23 protein-coding genes and 1 tRNA gene are annotated in these 22,570 nt (G+C 32.8%); 1 reads left to right on the top strand and 23 read right to left on the bottom strand.

All coding sequences use genetic code 11. The features are described from left to right. Nucleotides 1-12 precede the first annotated feature (12 nt). The 22 genes from lepB to rho all read right to left on the bottom strand — a co-directional run bounded on the left by lepB (nt 13) and on the right by rho (nt 21,396). Nucleotides 13-597: a signal peptidase I gene (gene lepB / locus OWK30_RS05030; RefSeq protein WP_423324189.1), complete on the bottom strand. Its 585-nt coding sequence runs from the start codon at nt 595-597 to the stop codon at nt 13-15. 1 nt (nt 598) lies between these two features. Continuing rightward, nucleotides 599-2,401, bottom strand: coding sequence for a translation elongation factor 4 (gene lepA, locus OWK30_RS05025; RefSeq protein ID WP_423324187.1), 1,803 nt, complete (start codon nt 2,399-2,401; stop codon nt 599-601). A 14-nt stretch (nt 2,402-2,415) separates the two neighbouring features. Further along, nucleotides 2,416-3,744: a UDP-glucose dehydrogenase family protein gene (locus OWK30_RS05020; protein ID WP_423324185.1), complete on the bottom strand. Its 1,329-nt coding sequence runs from the start codon at nt 3,742-3,744 to the stop codon at nt 2,416-2,418. A 34-nt stretch (nt 3,745-3,778) separates the two neighbouring features. After that, nucleotides 3,779-5,026 carry a DUF1015 domain-containing protein gene (locus OWK30_RS05015; protein ID WP_423324183.1) on the bottom strand — a complete coding sequence of 416 codons (1,248 nt, stop codon included), beginning with the start codon at nt 5,024-5,026 and terminating at the stop codon, nt 3,779-3,781. A gap of 10 nt (nt 5,027-5,036) precedes the next feature. Further along, on the bottom strand, nt 5,037-6,239 hold the full coding sequence (gene tyrS / locus OWK30_RS05010) for a tyrosine--tRNA ligase (protein WP_423324181.1): 1,203 nt from the start codon (nt 6,237-6,239) through the stop codon (nt 5,037-5,039). A gap of 10 nt (nt 6,240-6,249) precedes the next feature. Beyond that, on the bottom strand, nt 6,250-7,029 hold the full coding sequence (locus OWK30_RS05005) for a prepilin peptidase (RefSeq protein ID WP_423324179.1): 780 nt from the start codon (nt 7,027-7,029) through the stop codon (nt 6,250-6,252). A gap of 1 nt (nt 7,030) precedes the next feature. Further along, the gene (locus tag OWK30_RS05000; protein ID WP_423324177.1) at nt 7,031-7,498 is read right to left on the bottom strand and encodes a chemotaxis protein CheX; all 468 of its coding nucleotides are present in this window, start codon (nt 7,496-7,498) and stop codon (nt 7,031-7,033) included. Next, nucleotides 7,495-8,337, bottom strand: a complete 843-nt coding sequence (locus OWK30_RS04995; protein WP_423324175.1) for an LpxI family protein — start codon at nt 8,335-8,337, stop codon at nt 7,495-7,497. The genes OWK30_RS05000 and OWK30_RS04995 overlap by 4 nt, the downstream gene beginning before the upstream one ends. Next, nucleotides 8,312-9,265: a Gfo/Idh/MocA family protein gene (locus OWK30_RS04990; RefSeq protein ID WP_423324173.1), complete on the bottom strand. Its 954-nt coding sequence runs from the start codon at nt 9,263-9,265 to the stop codon at nt 8,312-8,314. The genes OWK30_RS04995 and OWK30_RS04990 overlap by 26 nt, the downstream gene beginning before the upstream one ends. 2 nt (nt 9,266-9,267) lie before the next feature. Beyond that, complete coding sequence (gene lpxA / locus OWK30_RS04985; RefSeq protein ID WP_423324171.1) at nt 9,268-10,038, bottom strand: acyl-ACP--UDP-N-acetylglucosamine O-acyltransferase; 771 nt, start codon at nt 10,036-10,038, stop codon at nt 9,268-9,270. Then, complete coding sequence (fabZ, locus tag OWK30_RS04980) at nt 10,035-10,463, bottom strand: 3-hydroxyacyl-ACP dehydratase FabZ (protein ID WP_423324169.1); 429 nt, start codon at nt 10,461-10,463, stop codon at nt 10,035-10,037. The genes lpxA and fabZ overlap by 4 nt, the downstream gene beginning before the upstream one ends. A 10-nt stretch (nt 10,464-10,473) precedes the next feature. After that, nucleotides 10,474-11,472 carry a UDP-3-O-(3-hydroxymyristoyl)glucosamine N-acyltransferase gene (lpxD, locus tag OWK30_RS04975; protein ID WP_423324167.1) on the bottom strand — a complete coding sequence of 333 codons (999 nt, stop codon included), beginning with the start codon at nt 11,470-11,472 and terminating at the stop codon, nt 10,474-10,476. Beyond that, nucleotides 11,451-11,978, bottom strand: coding sequence for an OmpH/Skp family outer membrane protein (locus OWK30_RS04970; RefSeq protein ID WP_423324165.1), 528 nt, complete (start codon nt 11,976-11,978; stop codon nt 11,451-11,453). The genes lpxD and OWK30_RS04970 overlap by 22 nt, the downstream gene beginning before the upstream one ends. Nucleotides 11,979-12,004: 26 nt before the next feature. Then, the gene (bamA, locus tag OWK30_RS04965) at nt 12,005-14,245 is read right to left on the bottom strand and encodes an outer membrane protein assembly factor BamA (protein WP_423324163.1); all 2,241 of its coding nucleotides are present in this window, start codon (nt 14,243-14,245) and stop codon (nt 12,005-12,007) included. Beyond that, on the bottom strand, nt 14,238-14,864 hold the full coding sequence (gene hisG / locus OWK30_RS04960; protein WP_423324161.1) for an ATP phosphoribosyltransferase: 627 nt from the start codon (nt 14,862-14,864) through the stop codon (nt 14,238-14,240). The genes bamA and hisG overlap by 8 nt, the downstream gene beginning before the upstream one ends. Beyond that, complete coding sequence (murA, locus tag OWK30_RS04955) at nt 14,854-16,119, bottom strand: UDP-N-acetylglucosamine 1-carboxyvinyltransferase (RefSeq protein WP_423324159.1); 1,266 nt, start codon at nt 16,117-16,119, stop codon at nt 14,854-14,856. Before murA ends, hisG begins: the two co-directional genes overlap by 11 nt. Further along, on the bottom strand, nt 16,104-16,940 hold the full coding sequence (gene prmC, locus OWK30_RS04950; protein WP_423324157.1) for a peptide chain release factor N(5)-glutamine methyltransferase: 837 nt from the start codon (nt 16,938-16,940) through the stop codon (nt 16,104-16,106). Before prmC ends, murA begins: the two co-directional genes overlap by 16 nt. A gap of 6 nt (nt 16,941-16,946) precedes the next feature. Next, nucleotides 16,947-18,014: a peptide chain release factor 1 gene (gene prfA, locus OWK30_RS04945; protein WP_423324155.1), complete on the bottom strand. Its 1,068-nt coding sequence runs from the start codon at nt 18,012-18,014 to the stop codon at nt 16,947-16,949. Then, nucleotides 18,004-18,912, bottom strand: a complete 909-nt coding sequence (locus OWK30_RS04940) for a DUF1385 domain-containing protein (RefSeq protein WP_423324154.1) — start codon at nt 18,910-18,912, stop codon at nt 18,004-18,006. Before OWK30_RS04940 ends, prfA begins: the two co-directional genes overlap by 11 nt. Nucleotides 18,913-19,111: 199 nt before the next feature. After that, complete coding sequence (gene thyX / locus OWK30_RS04935; protein WP_423324152.1) at nt 19,112-19,843, bottom strand: FAD-dependent thymidylate synthase; 732 nt, start codon at nt 19,841-19,843, stop codon at nt 19,112-19,114. Nucleotides 19,844-19,858: 15 nt separating this feature from the next. Beyond that, nucleotides 19,859-20,083: a 50S ribosomal protein L31 gene (gene rpmE, locus OWK30_RS04930; RefSeq protein WP_423324150.1), complete on the bottom strand. Its 225-nt coding sequence runs from the start codon at nt 20,081-20,083 to the stop codon at nt 19,859-19,861. 71 nt (nt 20,084-20,154) lie between these two features. Then, a complete protein-coding gene (gene rho / locus OWK30_RS04925; RefSeq protein ID WP_423324148.1) occupies nt 20,155-21,396 on the bottom strand; it encodes a transcription termination factor Rho in 1,242 nt (413 codons plus the stop codon). Between the two features lie 258 nt (nt 21,397-21,654). Between rho and OWK30_RS04920 the strand changes: the two genes are divergently transcribed. Then, on the top strand, nt 21,655-22,191 hold the full coding sequence (locus OWK30_RS04920; protein WP_423324147.1) for a permease: 537 nt from the start codon (nt 21,655-21,657) through the stop codon (nt 22,189-22,191). Nucleotides 22,192-22,387: 196 nt separating this feature from the next. Here the strand turns inward: OWK30_RS04920 and OWK30_RS04915 are convergent. Further along, nucleotides 22,388-22,484: transfer RNA gene (locus tag OWK30_RS04915), tRNA-Sec, on the bottom strand. Between the last annotated feature and the right edge of the window lie 86 nt (nt 22,485-22,570).

The following is a 22,570-nucleotide window of genomic DNA, read 5'->3' as shown; positions in this document are numbered from 1 at the left end:
ATTTTATCATAATTAATGTATCGTTTTCAATATTCTATTCAATCTCAACTCAAACCCACCTGAAAATTTCCATGACCAATAAATTATCCATGCTTTCCCTTTTATTTTATCTTCAGAAACAAAACCCCAGTATCTACTATCATAACTTGAATCCCTATTATCTCCCATTACAAAATAAAATCCCTTAGGGACAACAAAAGCCGGAGTGTTATCCCTTGGAGTAAAGTTCCCTGGAAGCGTAAAACCTGATGTATGAATAACATAAGGCTCCATAACCTTTTTATCATTAACATATAATTCTTTATTAATTATTTGTATCTTATCACCAGGAACGCCTATAACCCGTTTTATAAAATCTTTTGAAGGCTCTATAGGCCACTCAAAAACAATTATATCTCCACGTTTAGGTTTTGAAAATTTATAGGCAAGCTTATTAACCAGTATATGATCTCCTATCAAAAGAGTATTCAACATAGAACCTGATGGTATTTTGTAAGCCTGGATAACAAAAGCTCTTATTATCATTGCAATTACAAAAGCAACTACCAACGAGTCAATAGTATCTCTTATGTTATTTTTCTTTGTATTTTCATTCATATCAATCCTCACCAAGCTTCAATACTGCTAAGAACGCCTCTTGAGGCACATCTACTTTACCTATTTGTTTCATACGTTTCTTACCTTCTTTCTGTCTTTCCAAAAGTTTCTTTTTCCTTGTAATATCCCCACCATAACATTTAGCAGTCACATTTTTTCTATAAGCTTTTACCGTACTCCTTGCAACAATTTTGTTTCCAATAGCTGCTTGAATAGCAACATCAAACATCTGCCTTGGTATCAGCTCTTTTAACTTATCTACAAGCTCTCTCCCTTTATAATAAGCATGTTCGCGATGAACAATTACACTCAGGGCATCCACAGGCTCTTTATTTATCAAAATATCAAGTTTTACCAAATCACTCGGTTTATATCCAGAAAACTCATAATCAAAAGATGCATAACCTTTGGTTCTTGACTTAAGTCGATCATAAAAATCTATGACAACCTCAGATAATGGAATTTCATATTCTAAAATCACTCTTTTTTCAGATATGTAATTAAAATTCTTTTGAATCCCCCTTTTTTCTTGCAAAAGCTGCAAAACCCCTCCCAAATACTCAGAGGGGACAATTATTGTAGCTAATATATAAGGTTCTTCAATAACCTCAAGATCCCCTATTGCTGGTAAATCTGCTGGATTATCAATCTCCAAAACTTCTCCATTCTTCTTTTTTACCCTATAAACTACTGTTGGCGCTGTAGATATCAAGTTCAGATCAAACTCTCTTTCTAGCCTCTCCTGCACTATTTCCATATGCAAAAGTCCAAGAAATCCACACCTAAATCCAAATCCCAAAGCAGCAGAATTTTCTGGTTCAAAAGTAATTGAACTATCATTCAAAGATAATTTTTCCAAAGCATCTCTCAAATCATCGTAATCCTTAGTATCAACGGGATATATTCCACAAAAAACTACGGGTTTAACTTTTTTAAAACCTGGAAATGGTTGCGTGGTTGGATTATCGGGTTTTGTAATTGTATCCCCTATACTAACATCTTTTAATTCCTTTATGCCAGCAATAATAAACCCTACTTCTCCAGCAGACAACTCACTCACGTCTTTAGCCAAAGGTGTAAACACTCCAACTCGTGTTACTTCATATTCTCTGTCAGAGGACATAAATTTAATTTTATCCCCTTTTTTAATCTTACCATCGATTACTCTAATTAGAGTAACAACACCTTGGTAAGAATCATACCATGAATCAAAAACCATTGCTTTTAAAGGTGCATTGATATCTCCCGCAGGAGGAGGTATTTTTCTTACAACTGCCTCAAGAATCTCTTTTGTTCCAACCCCTTCCTTTGCACTAGCAAGTATAGCTCCACTTGCATCAATCCCTATAACATCTTCAATTTCCCTTTTAACCTTTTCAGGATCCGCTCCAGGCAAATCAATTTTGTTTAAAACAGGGATTAACTCTAAATCATTATCTAAAGCCAAATAAACATTTGCTATAGTTTGTGCTTCTACCCCTTGGGAAGCATCGACCACAAGTAAAGCACCTTCACACGCTGCAAGGCTTCTCGAGACTTCATATGTAAAATCTACATGCCCAGGAGTATCAATTAAATTTAGCTGATATTTATTGCCATCATCTGCTTCATAATAAAGTCTAACTGTTTGAGCTTTGATTGTTATCCCTCTTTCCCTTTCAATATCCATTTTATCCAATACCTGTTCTTTCATTAATCTTTTATCCAAGGCACCAGTAAACTCAATCAATCTATCTGCCAACGTAGATTTACCATGATCAATATGAGCAATTATCGAAAAATTCCTAATATATTTCTGCCCCATTAAAAATAAACTCCCTAAATCTTACTTCTTCCCACACAGATATAATTAAACCCAAGTTTTCTCATTTTGGATGGTTCGTAAATGTTTCTTAGGTCAGCTAAGTTCTTCTCTCTCATTAAACCACCAATTCTTTCCATATCAAGTTTTCTAAACTGATTCCACTCGGTAACAATAGCCAAGCAATCAGTATTATGCACTGTCTCATACTCATCAGTACAATACTCCACTTTATCTCCAAATATCTTTTTTGCATTATCCATTGCAATAGGATCAAAAACCTTTATTTTTGCTCCATATTTAAGCAGTTCATTTATTATTACAATTGCAGGAGACTCCCGCATATCATCTGTGTTAGGCTTAAAAGCCAATCCGAGTATAGATATTACCTTGCCATCAAGACTACCTCCTTTTTTCTCAACTCCAAGCAACCCCATAATCTTGTCAACCATTCTGAGTTTTTGTTTTTCATTAACATCTATGGCTGCCTCAACAACCTTAAATTGGTAACCATGTTCTTTAGCTATATTACACAGAGCAAGAGTATCTTTTGGAAAACATGAACCTCCATAGCCAGGCCCAGGATGAAGAAACTTAGGACTAATACGACCATCCATTCCCATTGCTTTAGCTACCTTATGCACATCTGCACCTACTAGATCACATAAGTTTGCCACTTCATTTATAAATGTAATTTTTAAGGCAAGAAACGCATTGGATGCATATTTTATCATTTCTGCAGTTTCGATGTTTGTAACAACAAATGGTGCTTCACCTAAATAATGAGCACTATAAATATCTTTCATAATAGCTACTGCTTCATCACTCTCTGCACCAATAACTATTCTATCAGGTCTCATGAAATCATTTACAGCAGCTCCCTCTCTTAAAAATTCAGGATTACTCACCACATCAAACTTGTACTTTTCCCCTACAATATTTCTAATTATCTTTTTTACTTTCTGACCTGTCCCTACCGGAACAGTACTTTTATTTACTATCACTTTGTATCCATTCATATAATTAGCAATATTTTTAGCTACATTTTCCACATAGGTTAAATCAGCACTTCCATCTTCTTTAGGTGGAGTACCAACTGCTATAAAAATGACAAGATTATTTTTTACTGCTTCTTCAATATCTGTGGTAAACCTCAACCTACCAGCTTTACTGTTTTTCTCTACAATTACATCAAGTCCTGGTTCATAAATAGGTATTTCTCCTCTATTCAACATTTCAATCTTCTTTTCATCTATATCTACACAGGTTACAAACATACCAAATTCTGCAAGGCACGCACCGGTCACAAGACCAACATACCCCGTTCCAACAACTGCAATCCTCATCTTTTTCCTCCATTAAAATCTAAAGACTTCACAATCAAGCTAAATCGTTAAAAACTAACCCAGAATCAAGTTTAGGATAAAAATATGTGGACTTTTGTGGCATAACAAGACCATTTTCTGCGATTTCTCTTATTATTTCAATATCCACTCCCTTAATAATAAACGCAACAATATCTTTTTCCTTTTCTATTTTTCCAATTTGCTCCATATTTTGAACAAAATAAATCCCTTCCTTCTTTAGCAGTTTTTCATCAGTATATCCAATTACACCTTTTAAAATGGTTTCCTGCAATACATAGGTATCCACTTTTCTATAAATTGGATGTAACTTTTCATATTCTTCATCTCTTATTCTGATTATAAAAAAATCACCCTTTCTATACATTAGAAATGATGGGATCTCAGAATTAAACAATAATCCTTCTCCCTCATCAAGACTATCTACCTTTCTAACATCATACATCTTCTTAATATTACTCATTAAATTATCAAAATCATTATTATATTCTACTACTCGATGGGTTGGAAAAACTTTAAGGCCTTCATCATAAAAATTTACAAACATCATCATGACAAAATCATACGGCTTAATCTCGTCATCAGAATCATTATTTAACTCTCTCATATAATCTCTATATCTCAATGCTGTTTCATATCTGTGATGACCATCAGCGATATAGATTTTTTTATCTCTCATAAAATTAGATATCTCTTTTTTTAATTCATCATCACTAATTAGCCATAGACTGTTTTTCACACCTTCATCGTTCACTGCAGAAGCAATAGGCATATCTTTCTTAATTAAAGAGAATAACTTTTCCAGTTTATTTGATTTATCAATATACAACCCAAAGATCTGACTAAAATTGGCCTTTGTAGCTTTCATCAGATTAAACCTATCCATTTTAGGACCAGCCAGTGTTTTTTCATGAGGATATACATTCCCTTTACCATATTCTTCTAGCTTCATTAAACCAATAAAACCCGTCCTAATATACTTCTTCCCCTCATACTCATATTCCTGCTCATAGAGATAGAAAGAGGGTTCATTATCTTTTATTAAAATCCCTTCTTCTTTCCATTCATTATAAAGTCTTGCAGCTTCTTCATACTTATTTTCGCCATCAGGTAAGATTAATCTTACCACATTATATGGAGATTTTAGCTTTAATTTTTCTTTTTGTTCCTCACTAATTACATCATATGGTGGAGCTAATACCTGTTTCAAAAGTGTCTTTTCTAAATTATACCTTACCCCTTTAAACGGTTTCACTATTACCACAGGCGCCTCCTCAAGACATTTTAATCCTGGCAAACTTCTTTTTGCCAACTTTTAATATAAATTCGCCTTCCCCTAACTCTTTGTATATATCTTCTACTCTAACTCCATCTATATAAATTGCACCTTGATTGGCAAGTCTTCTAATCTCACTATTAGAAGCAGCAAATTTAACTTCTTTTATTATATCTATCAGTTTCATACCTTTATGTAAAACAAACTCAGGAATATCATCAGGAATTTCTTTTTTACTAAACAATGCTTCGAACTTCTCTCTTGCATTTTTCGCATCTTCAGTACTATGAAACCTCGTAACAATTTCTGCTGCCAACTGTTTTTTAGCTTCCATTGGATGCAAAATTCCATTTTTTATATTGACCTTCATTTTTTCAATCTCATCTTCACTTTTATCTGACAGTAAAAGATAATATCTAAACATCAGCTCATCGGATATAGACATTATTTTACTAAACATGGTAAAAGGATCCTCGGTAATCCCAACATAATTACCAAGGGATTTACTCATTTTCTGCACACCATCAAGCCCTTCTAGAATAGGCATAGTAATTGCAATCTGAGGTTCTTGTCCATAATCTCTTTGCAATTCTCTACCAACCAACAGGTTAAATTTTTGATCTGTACCACCAAGCTCAACATCTGCCTTTAAAGCCACAGAATCATAACCTTGAACAAGTGGGTATAAAAACTCGTGAATACTAATAGGTTTCTTTGCTGCATATCGCTTTGAAAAATCATCTCTTTCAAGCATTCTAGCTACTGTATATTTTGAGGCTAATTTAATCATATCATATGATGTCATTTTATCCATCCAACTGCTATTAAACGCAACCTCTGTCTTTTCAGGGTCAAGGATCTTAAACACTTGTTCTTTATAAGTCTCAGCATTTTTAAGCACATCTTCCCTTGTAAGTGCCTTTCTTGTTTCAGATTTACCCGTAGGATCACCAATCATTCCTGTAAAATCTCCGATTAAAAATATTACTTGATGACCAAGATCTTGGAAATGTTTTAACTTTTGAATCAATACTGTGTGTCCTAGATGAAGATCTGGTGCAGTTGGATCAAAACCAGCTTTGATCCTTAATGGCTTATTTTCTTTAATCGCTCTTTCAAGTTTCTTTTTTAACTCAGCTTCAACAATGATTTCCTCTGTACCTCTACAAATTAACTTTAATTGCTCCTCTATAGGTAACAATCTATCCTCCTTATGCTGTTAAAATTTTTAAATAAGCATTTATCAGGGTATTCCCAAAAAAAATGTATATAAATGTACCCAAACCTATAAAAGGACCGAAAGGAATAGGGTAGTCCCTCTTTCTAGAAATAGCAATAAAAATAATACCAATAATTGCACCTAACAAAGAGCTCGCAAAGAGAATAAAAAATAGAGGCTTAAAACCCAAAAAACTACCTATCATTGCAAAAAGTTTAATATCTCCACCACCCATCCCTTCTTTGCCAGTCATAAGCTTATATACAAATCCTGGTATAAAAAGTAGAAAAAAACCTGCAGCAGCACCAATAATTGAAACAATTATTTTTTTTTCAAGCAAAGCAAATATAAATCCAGGAACAAATCCACCCAAAGATAATTCATCAGGGATAATCCCTGTTTCAAAATCATCATCTAAAGCTGTATTAAAATCTATTACTGCAGCACATAGAAGAATAGATAATAAAACAAAATTCTTAAAAAAAGTAATATCAAAACCATACATTCTATATAAAAATATTGAAAATAAACCTGTTATAACTTCAATTAATGGATATTGAAGGGAAATTGAAGAGTTACAATATCTACATTTCCCTTTCAAAAGTAAATAACTTATAACAGGTATATTATCATACCATTTAATTTTTTTATTACATTGTGGACATTTAGATGATGGTGTAACTATTGACTCTCCATAAGGGAGTCTACATATTATTACATTATAAAAACTGCCAAAAATTGTCCCTAATATAAAAAGTATAAATATATCCATATTATTGGTTTTCTTTTAAAGATACCTCAATGACAAAGTGTTCGTTATCTAGTTTAAAACTTACACCCAAACAAGGAACATTACTAGGTCTTTTTATCTTATGCCCCTTACCAGTAACAACATTTGGAATAGAAATCTTAAACTTAAGCCCCTTATCAGTGAAAATCTTCTTTGCACCACCTGCTATCATATTGATAAGCTCACCAACAGCATCAACTACTTCATCATCAACATTTTTTTTCTCTTCTCCAATAAATTTAGAAACAACTTTCAATGCCAGTGATTCAGGAAAACTTATTACTACAGAACCCACAGCTTGTCCTGTAAGACCTATTATCCCTGAAATATCAAAAGACGGTTCATCATCTTTTTTAATAAACAGTTTTTCTTTTTGAGGTCTTATCCCCAACATTGTTTCAAAAACAGCTAATGTTGACTCTATAAAAGGATTAATATGTTCTGCCTTCATTCTTTCCCCCGTTTTAACCCCACTATAATCATATTATTTTTATTTGCAAACTCTACACATTCTTCTTTATTCACTACAAATGTTCTACCTGATTCGAGAGCTAGCACTTTTCCTCCATTATCATTCATATTTTTTAATGTGTCAACCCCCACCGTTGGTACATCAAACCTTAAATCTTGAGAAGGCTTTGCAACTTTCACCACCACTGCATCTTTTTTAGCATATAAACAACCTCTTTTTACAGTTTCATCTGTACCCTCTATGGCCTCCACTGCCATAACAGCCATATCCTTTACAACAACAGTTTGTCCAATATCAAGCCTTCCAATTTCTTTTGCTATTTCAAAACCAAACTCAATATCTTTTAGCTCATTTTTAGTTGGCTTTTTCTTAGTAAGCACACCTTCTTCCACAATTAAATCCTTAAAAATATCTACCTGCCTTAAAACATGTATCCCTCTCTCCTCTAACAATTCTACTATTTTCAACATAATCGTATCATCTTTTCTATCCTTCAAGTGCATCAACACATTTATAGAAAATAAATCGAGTTTTAAGTTGCTATAAAGCAAAGATTTATTAATTTTACCAGCAAATAAAACAGCTTCCACTGACTCTTTTTCTAAAGTTTTTAATACTTTCCCAGCCTGTCCTACACTAAATGTATATATTTTATCAGATGCAGACGACAAATCAGTATTAATTTCCTCGTTAAAGGCTATAGTCACAACAAAATGGCCTTCTGCTTTTAGATTTTTAATAGCAATAGAGGGTAACTGTCCATAACCAGCTAACAAACCAACTTTCACAGATTTATTTTCCCCTATGTAAGATTTCATCGATTTTTAGTGCTATTTCCAAAGATTTTAATTCATGCTCTACAGAAACCATTCTACTACTTCTATTATCTATACAGTCAATAAAATGCTTTATTTCAAGTTTTAAAGGATTATCCTTATATACAAACATTCTCTCAAGGATATATTCATTTTTATAAGTTAACTCTTTATCTCCAAATATATGCTGACTCTGCCCTTGTCTGTAAATATTTATATCTTGATTTGTATAATCAAGATAAATATAAGCGTCCTTTTGAGCTATACTCATGGTCCTATCCTTTTTCTGATTAACTCTACTCACAATTATATTTACCACAGTTCCTTTTTTAAACTTTAAATTTACAGATGCTAAATCAGTAAGATTGGAATACACACGACTACCCTGTGCCTGTAAATCTACTACCTCATCATTCAAAATATTCAATATTATATCAATGTCATGAATCATAAGATCTAAAATTATACTATCATTTTTCATTCTTTCAACATAAGGCCCCACTCTACGCGATTCAATCAAAAAAGGATCACGCACAATTTTTTTAAGCTCCATAACAGCACCATTGAATCTTTCAACATGTCCAATATTTAATACAAGTTTATTTTCATCAGCAATCTTAAACAACTCTTTCGCTTCTTCTATATCTGTAGTTATAGGCTTCTCAACTAGAACATGTTTTCCTGATGCCAAACATTTTTTAGTCACTTCATAATGATACTTTGTGGGCACAGCCACTGTAACAGCATCTACAAGATCGAGCATTTCTTCATAGTTTGTATAACCTCTAACTCCTGTTTGCTTGGATAATTTATTAACTTCCTCTTCATTTACATCACATATCCCCATTAACTTAACTTCAGGAATTTCATCATATAAATTTAGGTGATACTTCCCCATTCTTCCAAGACCAATAAGTCCCATTTTTATCATACTTATCTCCTCACAACACCACGTTTTGAACTTTCAAAGAAATCAACAAATTCAATACCTTCTTGGGAATTAGCAATTAACTTCATTTCACTTATTGCTTCATCTTTTTTTAGCGATCTATTAAGATAAATTTTAAGAAGCTTTTTTAACTCACTTCTAACTTCAGGATGAATATTTCTTCTTCTCAATCCAACTACATTTAAACCATGTATTACAGCAGGATTCCCCTCCACAAGTGTAAAAGGTGGAACATCCTTCGTAATTCTACTCATACCACCAATCATAGCAAGTTTACCTACTCTAACAAACTGATGTACAGCTACAAAACCAGATATCACTGCAAAATCATCTACATGCACATGTCCAGATATACCAGAATAGCTTGTCAAAATTATACTATCACCAAACTTACAATCATGAGCTATATGACTACTCGCCATAATATAGCAATTATTTCCTATTTCAGTCACCCAATCTTCTTTAGTAGAAGCTCTGTGAATAGTAGTAAACTCCCTAATTACACAATTTTTCCCAATTTTAAGTTTTGTATCTTCACCCTTGTATGAAATATCTTGTGGTGGACCACCTAAATGAGCATTGGGAGAAATAACTGTATTATCAAGAATTTCTGTATTCTCCTCAATAACAGCACCAGCACCTATTTTGACTCCATCATGAATAATACAATTCTTACCTATATATACGTTTGGACCAATCTCAACATTTTGTCCGATCTCAACGGTTTTATCAATAATTGCTGATTTGTGAATCATTTTTGCACCATCGCCATAAATTCTGCCTCACATACAACTTGATTTTCAACTTTAGCTTCACCTTTAAGTTTCCAAACATCTCTTTTTCTTTTAATAACTTCCACTTCCAAAATAATCTGATCTCCAGGAACAACAGGTTTCCTAAATTTTGCATTATCTATTGCCATAAAGTACACTTTTGCATTCTTCTTCTCTTCCTCACTATAAAATTGAAAAGCCAAAATTCCACCAGCTTGAGCAAGCGCTTCAATTATCAACACCCCAGGCATAACAGGATTTTCAGGAAAATGCCCTAAAAAAAACTCTTCATTCATAGTAACATTCTTCAATGCTACTATCTTCCAATCATTCATCTCTTTCACACGATCCACTAAAAGAAAAGGGTATCTATGCGGTAAAATATCTTTTATCATATTAATATCCATTTTACCCCTCTCATTCTTTACCAATATATTTTTCTATATTCTTCAAAATCACTTGTGTTCTTAACCATTTTTTATGTTCCATTACAGGACTACCTGAATATATCCCTGGCTTTTTAATATTACTCGGAATACCAGCCCTTGATGCAATAATTGTCCCACTAGGGATATTTACATGATCTGCTATACCCGATTGACCTCCTACTATGACAAAATCTCCAATATTAGAACTACCTCCCACAGCAACCTGAGAAACAAAGATGCAATGCTTTCCAATTTTAACGTTATGTCCAATTTGAACTAGATTATCAATCTTAGTACCTTCTCCAATTACTGTATTACTTAATGTACCCCTATCTACAGTACAATTTGCACCTATTTCTACATTATCTTCAATAATAACAGATCCTACTTGTTTTATTTTTAGATGTCCTTTTGATGTATTAACATAACCAAAACCATCTGAACCTATGACTGTACCAGAATGTATAATTACGTTATTACCAATCACCACATCATCATAAATTGTAACATTAGGATAAATATGACAGTTCTTACCTATAATAACATTTTTGCCTATCACACATCCACGTTCTATCTTAGTATTCCCACCAATTTTGGCACCATCATCAACAACAACAAATTCACCGATATATACTGGTTTATCAATCTCTATATTTCCTACAATCACCGCTTTGTCGGAAATAGAATGGGTTACTTTTTCATCAGGATAAAAAAGATCAATAACAACCTTTAAAGCCCATCTAATATCTGGTACGAAAACATGAGGCTTTTCGATATGTTCACCTTTCAATGATTCTAATATAACAGCTGCTGAAAAATCTCCTTTGTTGAATATATCAACATGACCTTTTTTACCTACAAATGTAATTGAATTCTCAAGATTAGCATCAATTGCTGCCACATTATAAATATAAACGTCATCACCAATTATGTCAGTATTTAACACCTTGGCTATTTCACTAAGTTTCATTTTTGTTTTGCATGCCATTCTTTATTGTATCTCTCTATTACAAGATTTGTAATATCAACTTTCTTCGAGTTATACATCACACCTGCTTCTCTTACTTCCATAATAATATCATATTTTAGCTCTTTACCCAAAGCATCCACCACTTTTTTTAAGTCATTTGCAATTTTAGCAATATATTCCTTTTCTTTTTTCTTCAATTCTTCATTGGAATCTGCCACAAATCTTTTTAATTCTTTAAGTTTCTTTTGATACTCATCTAGTTTTGCCTGTTTCGCTTCATCTGATAGTAATGAGCTCTGATTGTTTATCTCCTCTTGCATCTTTTTTAGTTCATTCTGTTTTTCATTAATCTCCTGCTGCTTTTCACTGTATATTTTTTTCATTTTCTCAACAGCTGCTTTACCTGCATCACATTCATCAAGAGCTCTTTGCATATTGACAACACCAATTTTCAGTTCAGCAAAAGCTGAAAACGCTCCAAACAAAAAAATAGTTACCATAAATAAAATAATCTTTCTCTTCACTTTTCGCCTCCTGCTTTTATTTTAATTTAAAACATTCCACCAATAGAAAAGTCCCATCTATCTAGAGATTCCCCTTCTTTTCTGTCAAGCTTTCTCCCATACTCAAGTCTTAATGGTCCAATAGGACTAAACCATCTAAAACCAAAGCCAATAGATCTTCTTAAATCATAAGAAAAATAATCTTCCCCATTGTCATAAACCTGCCCAGCATCAAAAAATACAACTCCCTTTAGTTTAGCAGCTTCAGATAACGGAAATGTCACCTCAGCATTAAACAATACATATTTATCGCCACCATAATCATATCCAGTCTCATCTTTAGGTGATATATCACCATATTTAAAACCTCTTACACTATACATTCCACCCAATCTATAACGCTCATCAATGGGTATTGGATCACCATTTAAAGACTTCACATACCCTATCTCACCATGCAACATTCCTACAAATTTCCAAATTAGAGGAAAATACTGAGCAGTTTCAATCCCTGTCTTAACAAAATTATTATCTCCACCAAGAACACCACCAGCGTATTTTACAAAAACTCGAGATTTATTACCCTTTGTAGGGTCAAAAGGATTATCCAGAGTATTCCATACTAGCGATGGGGTAAAACTTATCGTGACTGTTTTACCTGCTTGCTCTTTAATATAATCGGACGCTGCATCATCTATATCATAAATATCAATCTTATCATAAGCTAGGCGATAATAAGCATAAAGCTTTCTTTTAATAACAGAATGTCCAAGTCTTAGTGCTCCACCCAATGATTTTTTTGTATATTCAAAATAACTACGTTTAAGGTTATAAAGGTCAAAACCAAATGTGATTGGCCTATCAAATAACCATGGATTTGTAAAACTCAAAGTATAATCTGTCCTTTTTGCTGAAAATTCTGACTTCAAGCTCAATTTATAACCCAGACCAAAAAGATTTTGCTGGGATACTTGAACTGTTCCTACAAAACCATCAAGTGTAGAGTACCCTGCACCAAGAGTAAACATACCTGTAGGTTTTTCCCTTACATCAAGTTTTAAATCAACCTTGTCCTGAGCTACCGGATCCTCAACTAGACTAACTTCCTCAAAATAACCGGTATTTTCAACATGCCTTTTAGATGCTTTTATTTTTTTACTGTTATAAATTTCTCCCTCATGAATATCAAATTCACGTCTTATTACTCTATCTCTAGTTTTAGTATTCCCATTTATAATTATCTCATTTATACGAACCAAAACATTTTCTTCAATCTTATAAACAATATTTACAGTTTGTTTTTCATCGTTTAATATCGTGTTTGGGTCTACATTTGCAAAAGCATAACCTATCTCTGTAAAAGCATCTGTTAACGAATCTATATCATGTCTAAATTTTTCACTTGAAAACAATTCTCCCTCTTTTAAACTTAACCGTTTTCTAAGATCAATATCTTTTATATGAACATTACCTTCAAAAACAATTTTTTTTACTTTATACGGTTTACCTTCGTGAATCCTAAAAGTAACTGTAATTTCTGTTTTATCATTGTTTAATTTTACTTCAGGTTCTGCTACTTTAACCCTCATATAACCATTATTTAAATATTTTGCTCTAATTCTTTCTCTATCAAGTTCAAGCTCTTCTCTTTTCAATTTTCCACTACCAGTTAACCATGAAAAAAATCCTTTCTCATCTGTTTCTATTACCTTTTTCAACTCCTTATCTTTAAAAACTTTATTGCCGTAGAAATTAATTTTTACAACCTTAGCTTCTTTACCTTCATCAATAGTAAAAATCAAATCTATACTATTATCCTTTCTCTCTTCAATATCATAACTAACTTTAACATTATAAAAATTTTCATCCTCATACTTTTTTCTGATTTCTGCTATACTCTGTTCAATTTTTCTTTTATCAAAAGGGTCACCTTCATGAATTACTAACAATTCTTTCAAAGTATCTTCTTTTATTTCATCATTACCTTCAAAATATATTTTATTAATAAAAGGTTTTTCTTTTACAATATAAGTAAGAACTACCTTCTCATCTTTCACTGTTAAATCAACTTTTATATCTAAAAATAGTCCGGTCTCATAAAGCTGTTTCACTGACTCATCTATTTTTTTTAAATCAAAATTTTCACCTGGCTTAACACTTTTTTCAATAATTGTAGATAAAGGTATTCTATGATTCCCTTTCACCTCCACCTTATCGATTTTAACACCAGCATAAACTGTAAAAGAAAACAAATAAACAAATAAAATCAGAGCAAATCTTTTAATCATCTAAAACCTCAACAATTTCTTTTACTCTCTTAAAATAAACTTTTGATAAATTTTTATTAGCAATCAACCTAGCAGTTGACTCCATTATAGTCTCAATCTCTTTAAGTCCATTTCTTTTTAAAGTCTCACCGGTAGAAACAAGATCAACAATTAAATCAGATAAACCTACTAGTGGTGCAAGTTCTATAGAACCATAGAGTTTTATAGTTTCAACAAAAAAACCTTTTTTGAAAAAAAACTGTTTCGTGATATTTGGATATTTTGTGGCAATCCTCAAATTATGGTTGTACTCTCTATCCCAACTTTTCAAACCTGCTACACACAATCTGCAATAACCAAATCTTAAGTCAAGAAACTCATAAACATCAGGTTCAAGTTCATCAAGTATATCTTTTCCAACCACACCCAAATGGCATGCTCCATTTTCCACATAAGTAGGTACATCCATGTTTCTCACAATCATAAAACGAATTCTGTTCTCAATATCTTCAAAAATCAATTTTCTAGATCTAAAATCTATACAATTTGCAGCGATATACTTATCAACTAATAATTTTATTGTGTCTTCAGCAAGTCTCCCCTTAGGAAGGGCAATATTTATAAACTCGTCAAACCCCATTTTTCTCTCTCTTAATTTTAGCTCCTAAACCATTTAATTTCTTATCAAAAAATTCATAACCTCTGTCTAAGTGATAAATCCTATGAACATGAGTCTCCCCCTCAGCCACAAGACCTGCAATAACAAGAGATGCACTAGCCCTCAAATCAGACGCCATTACATGTGCACCACTCAATCTTTTTACACCATTAACTACAGCAGATCTATCTTTTAATCTAATATCTGCCCCCATTCTCTTTAATTCTGCTACATGCATAAATCTGTTTTCAAATATTGTTTCAGTAACTACAGATACTCCATCTGCCACACACATCAAAGCCATAAATTGAGCCTGTAAATCTGTAGGAAAACCAGGATAAACCTGTGTCGTCACATCTGCAGCTTTCAATCTACCCAAAGAATAAACTCTCACTTTTTTATCATCAACAAACTCAATATTCACCCCAGTTTCAGAAAGTTTTTCAAAAACTGTCGTTAAATATTCCTGAGGAACACCTACTATCTCCACATCTCCCCCAGTAATAGCGGCAGCACACATTAGAGTAGCAGCCTCTATTCTATCATTCATTACAGAATAGTTTGCTGGTGATAATGAATCCACTCCATATACCGTTATTGTTTTCGTACCAACACCTTCTATTTTTGCCCCCATCTTTATTAAAAAATTTGCAAGATCAATCACTTCAGGCTCAATTGCGGCATTATAAATTGTGGTTTTCCCTTTAGCAAGAACAGCAGCCATCAAAACATTCTCAGTACCAGTAACAGTAACAAGGTCAAAATATATATCAGCACCTTTCAAACTATCACACTCAGCAACAATGTAACCATGCTCAATATCAATAGTTGCACCCATTTGTTTTAGTGCTTTAATATGCTGATCCACAGGCCTCTCCCCTATAGCACATCCACCTGGGAGAGAAACGCGAGCCTTCCTTCTTTTTGCAAGAAGAGGCCCTAAAACAAGAATACTTGCTCTCATTGTTTTAACTAAATCATAAGGAGCTTCATAGGCGCCATTATCATTTTTATTCTTCAATAAAACTTTGCTTCTATCGAGACGGGATTCAATATTAAGAAGACTAAGTAATTTCAACAAAGTTCGTACATCTCTCAAGTTTGGAACATTATCTATTTTGTATTCACCATCACAAAGAATCGTCGCAGCAATAATGGGTAAAGAAGCATTTTTTGAACCACTAACTTCAACTTTACCCTTTAATGTATAACCACCTTCTATTACGAGTTTTTCCAAATCAATACCCTTTCTTTCCCACTTAGATCTTTTACTAGTTCAACTTCTTGATCCCTGAAAATCTCTAACAAACTATCCATCTTGTTATATGGTATTTCAAAAATCACAAATCCACCTTTTTTACACAAATTAGGTAGTTTATACAACAACTTTTTATAAAATATCAACCCTTCATCTTTTGCAAAAAGAGCCTCTTTGGGCTCAAATAAAATAGATTCTTCGTAATCATCCGCTTTATCCACATAAGGGGGATTACAAGTAATAATCTCAAAACTAACACCTTGGTTAAACAACCTATCTATTTGAAACACATCAAAACAAATAGGAAGTAACCTTTCATCCACATTTAAATTTAAAGCATTTTTCCAAGCTACCTGTAATGCATTAAAACTTATATCCACAGCTATAGCTTTCAAGTTTTGATTATTTTTAATTATAGAAATAGGTATACACCCGCTTCCAGTACAAAGATCGAGAATCACCCCATTACTAACCCTTTTTAAGGCCTCTTCAACAAGTATTTCTGTTTCATAGCGCGGAATTAACACATGTTCATTTACAAAGAATTCACAACCAAAGAAATACCTTCTGTTAGTTATATAACTAACAGGGTATTTTTTTTCTATTTTTTGTAAAATACTTAGTAAATTCTCATTCACTAAAAAAGGATGCTGAAAGAAAAACATTAAATTTTCATAAGGTATTTTATATACAAAAGACAAAAGCTCTCTTACTTGAGATCTTGAAACATGCCTAAAATTATTTACTATATAATTATAGATATCAAATAATCTATAATACTGCCCCTTTTTAAGAGACATTTAACTTTAAAGTCCAATCTCTTTCAACTTTTCTGCCTGATCATAAGCAATCAGTGCATCAATAATCTCATCTAACTCACCTTCCATCACTTGATCTAGATTATAAAGAGTTAAATTAATCCTATGATCCGTAACTCTGTTCTGTGGAAAATTGTAAGTTCTTATTCTTTCACTTCTATCACCAGATCCCACCTGCAACTTTCTACTAGAAGCTATTTCTTCCTGCTGCTTTCTTATTTCCATTTCAAGTATTTTTGCCTTTAATAATTTCATAGCTTTTTCTTTATTTTTTATTTGACTTCTTTCATCTTGACAAGAAACAACAAGCCCCGTAGGGATATGCGTAATTCTCACTGCTGAATCTGTAGTATTTACGTGTTGTCCACCTGCACCACTTGCTCTAAAAACATCTATCCTCAAATCATTTGGGTCAATTGTCACTTCCACATCTTCTGCTTCAGGTAAAACTGCAACAGTACATGCCGAAGTATGAATCCTACCTCCAGACTCTGTTGCAGGTATTCTCTGCACCCTGTGACCACCACCTTCAAACTTTAATCGACTATAAGCACCTTTCCCTTTCACCAATAACACAACTTCCTTATACCCCCCAACACCTGTTTCATTGTAATCAACTATTTCAGTTTTCCATCTTTTTTTCTCAGCATATCTCATATACATTCTCAAAAGATCTGCCGCAAAAAGGGTAGCTTCATCTCCTCCAGTACCAGCTCTTATTTCAAGATAAATATTTTTTTCGTCATAAGGATCTTTTGGCACAAGTAGGAGTTTTAGTTCTTGCTCGAGTTTTTCAAGCAAATCTTTCCCTTCTTCAATCTCCATCTCAGCCAATTCTTTGAGTTCCTTATCTCCAGACTCAAGTATCTGTTTTGCCTCTAATAAATCTTGCTCTACTTTCTTATACTCCTGATATTTTTCAATTATTGGCTTCAATTCAGCATGTTCCTTCGCTATCTGCTGATAAACTTTATTATCTGACATTATATTGGGATCAGATAATTTCTCTGTAAGTATATTATATTTTTCTACAACCTCATCTAACTTATGAAACATATATAATCCCCTCACTATCTACTTCTTTATCCAAAGCAAATTTCAATGATATAAGGGCCACTTCAAGTTGACTTTCATCAGGCTCCTTAGTTGTTAACTTTTGCAACCATAAACCTGGTTTTATTAGTAATTTTACAATAGAATTATTATAATATTTATCACTCAACTTCAAAATTTCATAAGAAATACCAGCAATAACTGGGATAAAAATAATTCTACTAAGCAGTTTTATTAAAAAATGAGCATCTTTTGGTATAAGAGAGAAAACAATAATACTAACTAACATCACAATTAGAAGGAAACTCGTACCACATCTTGGATGAAATCTACTCATTTTCTTTGCATTAGCTATATTAAGCTCTTTTCCCTGTTCATAAGTATAAATTACTTTGTGTTCTGCACCATGATATTCAAAAACTCTTCTAATATCCTTGAAAAAAGCAATAACAAATAGATATAGTATAAAAAAAATTACTCTTATCACTCCATCTACTGCATTGTATAGTAAAAAAGAATTTTTCACAGCAGGCATTATATGCTTTAACAAGTCAGTAATTAACAAAGGCAAAAATATAAATAATGCGACTCCAAACCCAAGCCCCAAGACCATACTTATGAAAAGTTCTTTTTTACTTACCTTTTCGTCACCTTCACCAAAGGCATGATACGCAGAAAAATTTAGCGCACTTATACCAAGTATCAATGCATTGTAAAGTGCAACAAGACCTCTTATAAAGGGTTTTTTAAAAAAAGATTTAGAATCAATACTAATATTTTTCTTTTTCACCACAATATTACCATCTTCACGGCGAACAGCTATAACAAACTTACCAGGTGCACGCATCATAACACCTTCAATAACTGCTTGACCACCAACTTCCAGCTTCTTTTTATCCATATATCACCAAACTAAAAAATTTTATCTCATAAGACCAGTTATTATAATAGCTAAATTTACTGAAAAATAAAGAAGTTAATAAAACTTTTAAAAACGATAGTAACCCACGTTTATTTGTCTCTAAAAACAAAAACTTTAAACTGAAATACCTTTTAGAAAAAACAAACACTTGAAGTTATTAATGCTAAATATTATATGTTTAGTTTAATCTATTATATTTTCTTAAAAGTTTCTCATACTTCCTTTTCACATCCTGTGCTTTACCACAAGTCATATCACCTTCTTTACATTTTTCTTTAATACAACTTGGACCAGCATATTTAAATATCCCTGGTGCAACTTTCAAACATTCCTCAAGCATTAACTCTGCCACACATCTTATTTCCCATTGAGCTCTATTACAACATCTCAGCTCAAAAAAATGCAAAAGTTCTCTAGCATTCATCGTTACTATAATTTTGGTTTCACATGCATTTGGCAACACATATCTAGCATCTTCAGCTGGTATTCCTGCTTCAATCATCTCGTCATATACATTGGCAATTTTACACATAAAATTTTCATACTTCAACTTTAATTCTTTATTTGCTCTGATAGACGGTGGGACTATATATTCAAAACCACCTTTATGTTTTACATACCTTTGAGACCTCTGGGAATAACTAGCAATCCTGTGTCTCACAAGCTGGTGTGTCATTGCTCGAGAAACACCTTCAATGCCAAAAGTAAACGAAACATGCTCTAGCACTGAATGATGTCCTATACTTACTATCTTTTCGATGAACTCTAGCTGATCAGTTTTTTCTATACTGTTTTGTAAAATTTCAATATCAGCCTCAGAAGAATAACAGAGCTTAGCAGCAAAAGCAGCTGTAAGCTCAGGATCACTAGTATATTTTAAAAGTTTAACTTTGACTCTAGCTTCTTCCAATTTAATTACACCAAATTATTTATTTCTCTTCAAACTTTCAGCGTAATTTCCATATTTCTTCATAAATTTTTCTACACGTCCAGCAGTATCCACAAATTTTTGTTTACCAGTAAAAAAAGGATGGCATGCAGAACAAATCGCAATCCCTGTTTTTTTAGCTGTTGATAATGCTTTTATTTCATTACCACATGCACATTTAAAAACCACTTCTTTAACTTCAGGATGAATACCTTTTTTCATTTATCTATCCTCCATTACTATTAATTTTCAAAGGTTCACTATTAACACAATTTGTTTTTCTTTGTAAAGTATTATTTACTCATTGACTCAAGAAATTCCTTATTCGTTTTAGTACCTCTAATTTTATCTAAAAGGAACTCCATTGCATCAACAGAGTTCATGTTACTTAAAAATCTTCTAAGTATCCATACCTTATTCAACTCTTCTTTAGTAAGCAAAAGCTCTTCCCTTCTCGTCCCTGATTTATTAATATCTATAGCAGGGAATATCCTTCTTTCAGCAAGCTTTCTATCTAAATGCAATTCCATATTTCCCGTCCCCTTGAACTCTTCATAAATCACTTCATCCATCCTCGAACCAGTATCAATGAGTGCAGTTGCAATTATTGTAAGAGAGCCACCTTCCTCAATATTTCTAGCAGCTCCAAAAAATCTTTTAGGCTTATGAAGAGCATTTGCATCAACACCACCACTTAATACTTTTCCACTTGGCGGTTCAACTGAGTTATAAGCTCTAGCAAGTCTTGTAATGCTATCAAGAAGGATACATACATCATTACCATGTTCTACTAATCTTTTTGCTTTATTTAACACCATTTCAGCAACATGAACATGTCTATAAGCTGGCTCATCAAACGTAGAGCTAACAACCTCTGCCTGTACAGATCTTTGCATATCTGTAACTTCTTCAGGACGTTCATCTATAAGCAATATTATAAGATAAACCTCTGGATGATTCTTAGTAATACTATTTGCAATAGATTTCAAAAGCATTGTTTTACCTGCTTTCGGCGGAGCAACAATTAGCCCCCTTTGCCCTTTCCCAACAGGTGCAAGTAAATTCATAATTCTTGTATCATAGGCCGTAGGATAGGCTTCTAAATTCATCCTTTCATCAGGAAACAATGGGGTTAAATTCTCAAAAAGATTGCGCTGTCTTCTAGGAGTTTCCCAATTTACCCTTTCTACTTTCAAAAGAGCAAAATATTTTTCGTTATCTTTTGGTGGTCTAATTTCCCCCTGAATAGTATCACCACTTCTAAGTCCCAACCTTTTAATCTGAGCAGGTGAAACATAGATATCATCAGGACCTGGCAAATAATTAGCATCAGGAGACCTTAAAAAACCAAAACCATCAGGAAGGACCTCTAGAACACCTTCTCCGTAAATTTGTCCATTTTTTTCACTTGCAGCCTTCAAGATTTCAAAAATTAATTCCTGTTTCAATAGATTATCAGCATGTTCAATATCAAATTCGTTAGCTATAGCAACAAGCTCCTCAATAGACTTTTTCTTTAATTCAGATAAATTCACTCTACACCTCATTTTTCGATTGAAATTGTTTTATGGATTATTATTTCCTATGTTTTATGTTATGAACACACAATACCCGACGTATAAAACTACAATTTCTGTTTTGTATAGGTTTGAAATTAATAATATTAAAATCTCTTGTCAAGATTTTTTTATATAAAACAACTTCTTTTTCATAAAATTTTGTTGTTGATTTTGTTAGTAAATGAGCTAATTTTAAAATTAATTTTCTTGAAATTTAATAATATTATTCTTAAAATGAAAAAAACGTTTATGAAAACAAAAGGTTCAAATAAAATGTTCATACCAACATTGATCATGGCAATCTTAGCTGTAGCCCTTTTTATAATTGCTTACAATAAAGGGGATAATAGCTATATCAATGGGTTAAAAACATCTTACAATCTTTTTATAAACATTTTACCTATCTTATTTTTCGCAATAATAGTTGCAGGATTCATTCAAATATTGATGCCAAAAGAACTGATTTTAAAATTTATTGGTAAAGAAGCTGGTTTAAAAGGGATTTTTTTAGGAGCAATTGCAGGTGCACTGACTCCAGGCGGACCTTACGTAAGTTTCCCTTTAGCTATTGCCTTATTGAAAAGTGGTGCAGGAATAGGTACAATGGTATCCTTTGTAACTGCTTGGTCTATTTGGGGAATTGCAAGAATCCCTCTCGAGATAGGTATATTAGGGTTAAAATTTACCCTATTAAGATTATCTAGTACTTTTTTCTTCCCAATACTAGCAGGTGTTATAGCAAGCATCATTGCCAAAATATTAAAAATTTAGAAATTTTTCACCTAAAAGAATCTAATCACATTTGAACAAATGTAAAATAATAATATAATAAACAATAGGTTTAAAGATGATAAAAAACATTATCTAATAGCGTTCATGCAAAGCCATATTAAATTTAATTTCATCTAATTATCAAAATCTTTTAATTTCACTATAAAAAAATAAGGAATAAAAGTACTTAATACAATGGCGGGAGTGGGAAGGAATCGAACCTTCCTTTCGCCACAGGGGCGAAACAGCGGGCTTTGAAGGCCCCGGGAGGCACCAGCACTCCAACCACTCCCAGCACAAAGTGTAATTTACATTCTTTTCTATAAAAATCAATACAAGAGCTACAGGAATCACCTTTTTTTTTTTTGCAAAACCTAGC

The organism is Deferribacter abyssi (genome assembly GCF_049472655.1).
Classification (GTDB): Bacteria; Chrysiogenota; Deferribacteres; order Deferribacterales; family Deferribacteraceae; genus Deferribacter; species Deferribacter abyssi.
The sequence above is the reverse complement of the archived record's forward strand: the minus strand, read 5'-3'. Positions and strand labels throughout refer to the sequence as shown.